This is a genomic window from Halomonas sp. BM-2019 (genome assembly GCF_017584085.1).
On record NZ_CP071922.1, the window covers coordinates 3,819,474 to 3,827,988 of the forward strand.

The following is an 8,515-nucleotide window of genomic DNA, read 5'->3' on the forward strand; positions in this document are numbered from 1 at the left end:
GTTGGCGGTGAAGGCGATACCGGAGATCAGCGGTTCTTCCATGGAATCCTCGTCTTGGTCAGAGTCTGCAACGATCAGGGTGCCGCTCCCCCCCTCGAAGCTGGAGAGCACGCGCAGCGGCACGTTGTACTTGCCGGCGAATTCGACGGAGCGGATCTGCAGCACCTTGGAGCCGAGGCTCGCCAGTTCCAGCATCTCCTCGACGGTGATGGTCTCGAGGCGCCGAGCCTTGCTGCAGACCCGCGGGTCGGTGGTGTAGACGCCGTCGACGTCAGTGTAGATCTGGCACTCGTCGGCCTTCAGGGCCGCGGCCAGGGCCACACCGGTGGTGTCGGAACCACCGCGACCGAGGGTGGTGATGTTGCCCTCTTCATCGACGCCCTGGAAGCCGGCGACTACCACCACCTGGCCATCGTCGAGATCGGCCTGGATCTCGTCGGTCTCGATGCGCTGGATGCGCGCCTTGGTGTGGGAGCTGTCGGTCAGGATGCCCACCTGAGAACCGGTGTAGGAGGTGGCCGGCACGCCCAGCTTGTGCAGGGCCATGGCCAGCAGCGAGATGGTGACCTGTTCGCCGGTGGAGACCAGCATGTCCATTTCCCGCGGCGTCGGCTCGTCGTTGATCTCGTTGGCCATGCCGATCAGGCGGTTGGTCTCGCCGCTCATGGCGGAGACCACGACCACGACCTGATGGCCGTTGTCGCGAAAGCCCTTGACCTTATCGGCCACGGCCTTGATGCGCTCCACGGAGCCCACCGAGGTACCGCCGAACTTCTGTACGTATAGTGCCATATGCCGTTTTCCCTCGTCTGTCGAGAACCAGTGGCGCTCGTATGAGTGAAAGATGAATCCCTACGGACAGGGCCGGGACTCTACGGTCACCGGCCCTGCCGAGTGTTACTGGAGGCGCGCCTCGACCCAGGCCGGGACGCTGTCGAGCGCCTGCGGCAGGGCGGCGACATCGCTGCCGCCGGCCTGGGCCATGTCGGCCCGGCCGCCGCCCTTGCCGCCCACCTGGGACGCCACGTGATTGACCAGCTCGCCCGCCTTGACACGGCCGGTGAGGTCATCGGTGACCCCGGCGATCAGACTCACCTTGCCGGCCTCCTTGTCCGCCACGCCCAGCACCACGATGCCGGAACCCAGCTTGTTCTTGAGCTGGTCCAGGACGTTGCGCAGCTCCTTGCCGGAGACGCCCTCCAGGCGGGTGGCCAGCACCTTGACCCCGGCGATCTCGCGAGCCTGGCTGAGCATGTCGCTGCCGGCGGCGCTGGCCAGCTTGGCCTTGAGCCGCTCGAGCTCCTTCTCCAGGGCGCGGTTGCGCTCCACCAGCGAGTCGACGCGCTCCTCGACCTGCTCGGGCTTGGCCTTGAGGCGCTCGCCGATGCGGTTGAGGCGGGCCTCCTGCTCGTGGAACCAGGCCAGTGCCCCCTCGCCGGTGATCGCCTCGATGCGCCGCACGCCGGAGGCGATGCCCTGCTCGCCGACGATATGGAAGCAGCCGATATCGCCGCTGCGGGCCACGTGGGTGCCGCCGCAGAGTTCGATGGAGAAGTCGTCGGCGCCGATGGTCAGCACCCGCACGCTGTCGGCGTACTTGGCCTCGAAGAGCGCCGCTGCGCCCCTGGCCTTGGCCTGATCCAGGCTCATCTGTTCGATCCGGGTCGGCGCATTGGCCAGGATCTGCTCGTTGACCAGGCGCTCCACCTCGGCCAACTGCTCGGGGGTCATCGGCTCGAAATGACTGAAGTCGAAACGCAGGCGCTCCGGGGTCACCAGCGAGCCCTTCTGGGCCACGTGCTCGCCCAGCACCTGGCGCAGCGCCTTGTGCATCAGGTGGGTGGCGGAGTGGTTGCGAACGGTGGCGGTACGCAGCTCGGCGTTGACCTCGGGACTCACCGCGTCGCCCACGGTGAGCTCGCCCTCGAGCAGCACGCCGTGGTGGAGGTGGTGGCCGGACTGCTTCTGGGTATCGGTGACCAGGAAGCGGCCGCCGCCCGTCAGGTGCAGGTAGCCGGTGTCGCCCACCTGGCCGCCGGACTCGCCGTAGAAGGGGGTGCGGTCGAGCACCACCAGGCCGCGCTGCTCGGGCGCCAGGCCCTCCAGGGCCTGGCCCTCGCGGTCGAGGATGGCGGTCACGGTGGCGCGGTCCTCGAGCCGGTCGTAGCCGGTGAAGGTGGTCTCGCCCGGAAGCTCCAGCGCCGCTGCGTAGTCGGCGCCGAACTGGCTGGCGGCGCGGGCGCGCTCACGCTGAGCCTCCAGGGCGCGCTCGAAGCCGATCTCGTCGAGGACCACGCCGCGCTCGCGGCAGACGTCGGCGGTCAGATCATAGGGGAAGCCGTAGGTGTCATACAGCTTGAACACCGTCTCGCCGGGCAGCACCTCGCCGTCGAGGCCGGCCAGGGCCTCCTCGAGCAGACCCATGCCGTGCTCCAGGGTGCGCGCGAACTGCTCCTCCTCCTTGAGCAGCACGCGCTCGATCTGCTGGCGCCCGCTGCGCAGCTCCGGGTAGGCCTCGCCCATCTCGGCGTCCAGGGCCCCCACCAGCTTGTGGAAGAAGTGCCCCCTGGCACCCAGCTTGTGACCGTGGCGGATGGCCCGGCGGATGATCCGGCGCAGCACGTAGCCGCGCCCCTCGTTGGCGGGCAGCACGCCGTCGGCGACCAGGAAGGCGCAGGAGCGGATATGGTCGGCGATGACCCGCAGCGACGGGTTGCGAGTATCGGCGTGGTCGGTGTGGCGCGCCGCGGCCGACAGCAGGTTCTGGAAGAGGTCGATCTCGTAGTTGGAGTGCACCCCCTGCATCACCGCGGCGATGCGCTCCAGGCCCATGCCGGTGTCGATGGAGGGCTTGGGCAGCGGATGCAGGGTGCCCGCGGCGTCGCGGTCGAACTGCATGAACACCAGGTTCCAGATCTCGATGTAGCGGTCGCCGTCCTCCTCGGGGCTGCCGGGCGGGCCGCCCCACACCTCGGGACCGTGGTCGTAGAAGATCTCGGAGCTCGGCCCGCAGGGACCGGTGTCGCCCATCTGCCAGAAGTTGTCCTCGTCGAGCTTGGAGAAGCGTGCCGGGTCGATGCCCATCTCCTCCTTCCAGATTGCCTCGGCCTCGTCGTCGCTGACGTGCACGGTGACCCACAGCTTCTCCTTGGGCAGCCCCAGGGTCTCGGTGAGGAAGTGCCAGGCGAAGCGGATGGCATCGCGCTTGAAGTAGTCGCCGAAGCTGAAGTTGCCCAGCATCTCGAAGAAGGTGTGGTGGCGGGCGGTATAGCCGACGTTGTCGAGGTCGTTGTGCTTGCCCCCGGCGCGCACGCAGCGCTGGGAGGAGGCCGCCCGCACATAGGAACGCGGGTCGCGGCCCAGGAAGACGTCCTTGAACGGCACCATGCCGGCATTGGTGAACAGCAGGGTCGGGTCGTTGTCCGGCACCAGGGAGCTGGAGGGCACGACGGTGTGGCCGTGCTCCTCGAAGTAACTCAGAAAGGCCTGTCTGATGTCTGCGCTTTTCATGGGGTATCCGTGGCGATGGGCGGGGTGGCCATCCGCAACGAGGCCACCCGGGGCGTCCGCAAAGGGAACCATTATAGCGCAGCTGTCAAGGGACTGAAGGGGCGTCCTCGTCCCAGGCGTGCGCCAGGGCGTGGCGCACCTGCTCGAAGTCGAAGCCGCGGCCGGCCAGGAAGCGCTCGCGGCGGGCGCGCTCGCGGGGGGTGTCGCCGGGACCGGCGAAGCGCCGGGCCAGGGTCTCGCCGGCCAGGGCGAACCAGTCGACCCCCTCCTCCTCGGCGAGGGTGGCGAAGGCCGCCCGGGCCGGCTCGCGGTCGATACCGCGCCGCTCGAGCTCGGCGCGGATCTTCAGCGGCCCCTGGCCGCGCAGGATGCGCGAGCGCAGGAAGCTCTCGGCGAAGCGGGCGTCGGACTGGAGGCCCTCCTCGGCCAGGGCATCGAGGCAGGGGTCGACGGCCGCCGGCTCATGCCCCCTTGCCGCGAGTCGGCCTGCCAGCTCGGCGCGGGAGTGTTCGCGCCGGGCCAGCAGGCGGATGGCGTCGTCCCGCGGCGAGGCCTCGCGGTTCGCGACCGTATCGCGCATGGCCTACAGCAGGTCGTCCTCGCGACCGGCCTCGGCGGAGACCGCCTCCTCGGCCTCCTCCTTCGGGGCGGGAGCGGCGAGCAACTGGGCGCGGATCTGGCTCTCGATCTCCGCCATGATGGCCGGGTTGTCCTCGAGGAACTGGGCGGCATTGGCCTTGCCCTGGCCGATCTTGTTGCCCTGGTAGCTGTACCAGGCGCCGGCCTTGTCGACCAGGTTGCACTGCACGCCCAGGTCGATCACCTCGCCGGCGTGGTAGATGCCCTTGCCGTAGAGGATCTGGAACTCGGCCTGTCGGAAGGGCGGGGCCACCTTGTTCTTGACCACCTTGACCCGGGTCTCGTTGCCGGTGACCTCGTCGCCCTGCTTCACCGAGCCGGTGCGGCGGATGTCCAGGCGCACGCTGGCATAGAACTTCAGGGCGTTGCCGCCGGTGGTGGTCTCGGGGCTGCCGAACATCACGCCGATCTTCATGCGGATCTGGTTGATGAACACCACCAGGCAGTTGGCGTTCTTGATATGGCCGGTGATCTTGCGCAGCGCCTGGGACATCAGGCGCGCCTGCAGGCCCACGTGGGAGTCGCCCATCTCGCCCTCGATCTCGGCCCGCGGGGTGAGCGCGGCCACCGAGTCGATGATGATCACGTCGACGCCGCCGGAGCGCACCAGCATGTCGCAGATCTCCAGGGCCTGCTCGCCGGTATCGGGCTGGGAGACCAGCAGGTCGTCGAGGTTGACGCCGAGCTTCTCGGCATAGCTCGGGTCCAGGGCATGCTCGGCGTCGATGAAGGCGCACACCTTGCCCTGCTTCTGGGCTTCGGCGATCACCGACAGGGTCAGGGTGGTCTTGCCCGAGGACTCCGGACCGAAGATCTCCACCACACGGCCGTAGGGCAGGCCGCCGATGCCGAGCGCGATGTCCAGGCCCAGCGAGCCGGTGGATACCGACGGCATGACCACCCGCGGGGCGTCGCCGAGGCGCATCACGGTGCCCTTGCCGAACTGGCGCTCGATCTGGGAAAGCGCGGCGCTCAGCGCCTTGGAGCGGTTGTCATCCTGGGCCATCACGGGTCTCCTGATCGGATCGTTGGATATCTGAATACTGTATGACTGGACAGTAGTATGGCGAAAAAGGGCGGGCAGGACCAGTGCCAATTCCGCCTGGGAGCGGGGCCGTGCTCAGCGGGTCTCGAGGCGGCGAATCAGCCCCACCAAGGCCTCGCGCACCGCCTGCTCGCGCACGGCGCGGCGGTCGCCGGGGTAGCGACGGCACACCGCCTCGGCGCGCTCGGCATCGCCCCAGGCGAGCCACACGGTGCCCACCGGCTTGTCCGGCGAGCCGCCGCCGGGGCCGGCCACGCCGCTGATCGCCACCCCGAGGCCGGCGCCGCTGTCGCGGCAGGCGCCGATTACCATGGCCTCCACCACCTCGCGGCTCACCGCGCCCTGGGCCTCGAGCAGCGCCTCGGGCACGCCCAGCAGGCGGGTCTTGGCGCCGTTGGCGTAGGTCACGTAGCCGGTCTCGAAGTAGTCGGAGCTGCCGGCCACCGCGGTGATGGCGCTGGCCACCCCGCCGCCGGTGCAGGACTCGGCGGTCGTTACCGTCACGCCCTGCTGGCGGCAGAGGCGGCCCAGGCGCTCGGCCAGGGTGATGAGATCGAGGTTGGCCAGGCTGGCGGCGGAACGGGGCATAGGGGAAACCTCCTGGGTCAGATGCAATCGCCCCTGACGGAGCCGATGCCTGGGCGCTAGAATACTGGCTTTTGCCCGCGAGTGCAGAGCCCGAAACAGGATCTCCGATGTCACAGGCCGCAAGCCCCTCTCACACCCCCATGATGGCCCAATACCTGAAGATCAAGCGCGAGCACCCCGAGGTGCTGCTCTTCTACCGCATGGGCGACTTCTACGAGCTCTTCTACGACGACGCCCGGCGCGCCGCGGCCCTGCTCGACATCACCCTGACCCAGCGCGGCCAGTCCGCCGGCAAGCCGATCCCCATGGCCGGGGTGCCCTACCACAGCGCCGAGGGGTATCTCGCGCGCCTGGTGGCCGCCGGCGAGTCGGTGGCGATCTGCGAACAGGTCGGCGACCCGGCGGCCTCCAAGGGACCGGTAGAGCGTCGCGTGGTGCGCATCGTCACCCCCGGCACCCTCTACGACGAGGCGCTGCTCGACGCCCGCCGCGACAACCTGCTGGTAGCCGTGCACGCCGCGGGCGAGCGCCTGGGCCTGGCCTGGCTTGAGCTCTCCAGCGGGCGCTTCGGCGTGCTGGAGGTCGTGGACGAGGGCGAGCTGCTCGCCGAGCTCCAGCGCCTGGGAGAGCCTCACCCTGCCGCCGGCCCTCGAGGGCCGGCGCGGCCTGCGCCGCCAGAGCGACTGGCTGTTCGACCCAGAGAGCGCGACGCGGCTGCTGTGCGACCAGTTCCAGGTCCAGGACCTGCGCGGCTTCGGCTGCGCCCACCTCACTGCGGCCATCACCGCCGCCGGCGTGCTGGTCGAGTACGCCCGGGACACCCAGCGCTCGCGGCTGCCCCACGTCACCGCCATCGGCGTGGAGAGCCGCGACGACGCCGTGGTGATCGATGCCGCCAGCCGCCGCAACCTGGAGATCGACGTCAACCTGGCCGGCAGCGGCGACAACACCCTGGCCAGCGTGCTCGACACCACCGCCACGGCCATGGGCTCGCGGCTGCTCAAGCGCTGGCTCAACCGCCCGCTGCGCGACCGCGAGCGCGTCCGGGCCCGCCAGGCGGCGGTGGCCCTGCTGCTGGAGGCCGAGGGCTTCGTGGCGCTGCGCGACGCCCTCAAGGCGATCGGCGACGTGGAGCGCATCCTGGCCCGGGTGGCGCTCTACAGCGCCCGACCGCGGGACCTGGCCCGGCTGCGCGACGCCTTCAACGCCCTGCCCGAACTCGAGGCGTCGCTGGCCGACTACCCTGAGGGCACCGCCCTGGACGAGCTCAGGCGCCATATCCGCCCCTACCCGGAACTGGCCGACACCCTGACCCGCGCGCTGGTGGAGAACCCGCCGGTGGTGATCCGCGACGGCGGGGTGATCGCCGAGGGCTTCGACACCGAGCTCGACGAGCACCGCGGCCTCGCCGAGCACGCCGGCGACTACCTGGTGCAGCTGGAGGCGCGGGAGCGCGAGCGCACCGGCCTGCCCGGCCTCAAGGTGGGCTACAACCGGGTCCACGGCTACTACATCGAGATCCCCCGCGCCCAGGCCCGGGATGCCCCGGCGGACTATGTGCGCCGCCAGACCCTGAAGAACGCCGAGCGCTTCATCATCCCCGAGCTCAAGGCGTTCGAGGACAAGGCGCTGTCGGCGAAGTCCCGGGCGCTCGCCCGGGAGAAGCTGCTCTACGACGGCCTGCTCGATACCCTCAACGCCGAGCTAGACGCCCTGCAGGCCAGCGCCCGGGCCCTGGCCACGCTGGACGTGCTGTGCGCCTTCGCCGAGCGCGCCCAGGCGCTGGACTTCACCCGACCGCGGCTGGCCGAGACCCCCGGCATCGCCATCCAGGGCGGCCGCCACCCGGTGGTGGAGCAGGTCTCCGACGCGCCTTTCGTGCCCAACGACCTGATCATGGATGATGCGCGCAGGATGCTCGTCATCACGGGCCCCAATATGGGCGGCAAGTCCACCTTCATGCGCCAGGCGGCGCTGATCACCCTGCTCGCCCATACCGGCAGCTTCGTGCCGGCGGACGCCGCCGAGATCGGCCCGGTGGACCGCATCTTCACCCGCATCGGCTCCTCGGACGACCTGGCCGGCGGGCGCTCCACCTTCATGGTGGAGATGACCGAGACCGCCAATATCCTGCACAACGCCACCGACCACAGCCTGGTGCTGATGGACGAGATCGGCCGTGGCACCAGCACCTTCGATGGCCTGTCGCTGGCCTGGGCCAGCGCCGAGCAGCTGACCCGCACCCGCGCCTTCACGCTGTTCGCCACCCACTACTTCGAGATGACCGCCCTGCCCGAGCAGGCCGAGGGGGTGGCCAACGTGCACCTCACCGCGGCGGAGCACCGGGAGGGCATCGTCTTCATGCACCGCGTGGAGGAAGGCCCGGCGAGCCAGAGCTACGGGCTGCAGGTGGCCCAGCTGGCCGGCGTGCCCCAGGGGGTGATCGCCCGGGCCCGGGAGAAGCTCGCCCAGCTGGAGCAGCAGGAGGTGGATCAGGGCAGCCGTGCGCCGCAGCCCGGCACCGCCGTGCCCCAGCAGAGCGACCTCTTCGCCAGCGCCCCCCACCCCCTGGTGGAGGAGCTCGGCGGCCTGGCCCTGGACGACCTGACGCCGCGCCAGGCTCTGGAGCTGCTCTACCGCTGGCGGGAGTCGTTGTAAGGTGCAGCCAGGGCTACCGGAGTTGCCGAGCCGTGTCAGCGAAAGGCGCCGGGGACAGGTCGGAGAGGGGGTCCG

General features: G+C 70.0%; 5 protein-coding genes and 1 pseudogene. 1 reads left to right on the forward strand and 5 read right to left on the reverse strand.

The window, feature by feature from the left end:
• From J5F18_RS18940 to J5F18_RS18960, 5 genes are all read right to left on the reverse strand, one after another.
• On the reverse strand, window positions 1–792 hold a 792-nt coding region (locus tag J5F18_RS18940; protein ID WP_346300068.1), incomplete at its 3' end, for an aspartate kinase.
• A 105-nt stretch (window positions 793–897) separates the two neighbouring features.
• Window positions 898–3,510: an alanine--tRNA ligase gene (alaS, locus tag J5F18_RS18945; RefSeq protein ID WP_346300069.1), complete on the reverse strand. Its 2,613-nt coding sequence runs from the start codon at window positions 3,508–3,510 to the stop codon at window positions 898–900.
• 85 nt (window positions 3,511–3,595) lie between these two features.
• Entirely contained in the window at window positions 3,596–4,090 is a 495-nt protein-coding gene (locus J5F18_RS18950; RefSeq protein WP_346300070.1) for a regulatory protein RecX, read from the reverse strand.
• Between the two features lie 3 nt (window positions 4,091–4,093).
• Complete coding sequence (gene recA / locus J5F18_RS18955) at window positions 4,094–5,155, reverse strand: recombinase RecA (RefSeq protein WP_346300071.1); 1,062 nt, start codon at window positions 5,153–5,155, stop codon at window positions 4,094–4,096.
• 114 nt (window positions 5,156–5,269) lie between these two features.
• On the reverse strand, window positions 5,270–5,782 hold the full coding sequence (locus J5F18_RS18960; RefSeq protein ID WP_346300072.1) for a CinA family protein: 513 nt from the start codon (window positions 5,780–5,782) through the stop codon (window positions 5,270–5,272).
• 107 nt (window positions 5,783–5,889) lie between these two features.
• Here J5F18_RS18960 and mutS point away from each other — a divergent pair.
• Window positions 5,890–8,440, forward strand: a pseudogene (mutS, locus tag J5F18_RS18965) (DNA mismatch repair protein MutS).
• Window positions 8,441–8,515: the final 75 nt, after the last annotated feature.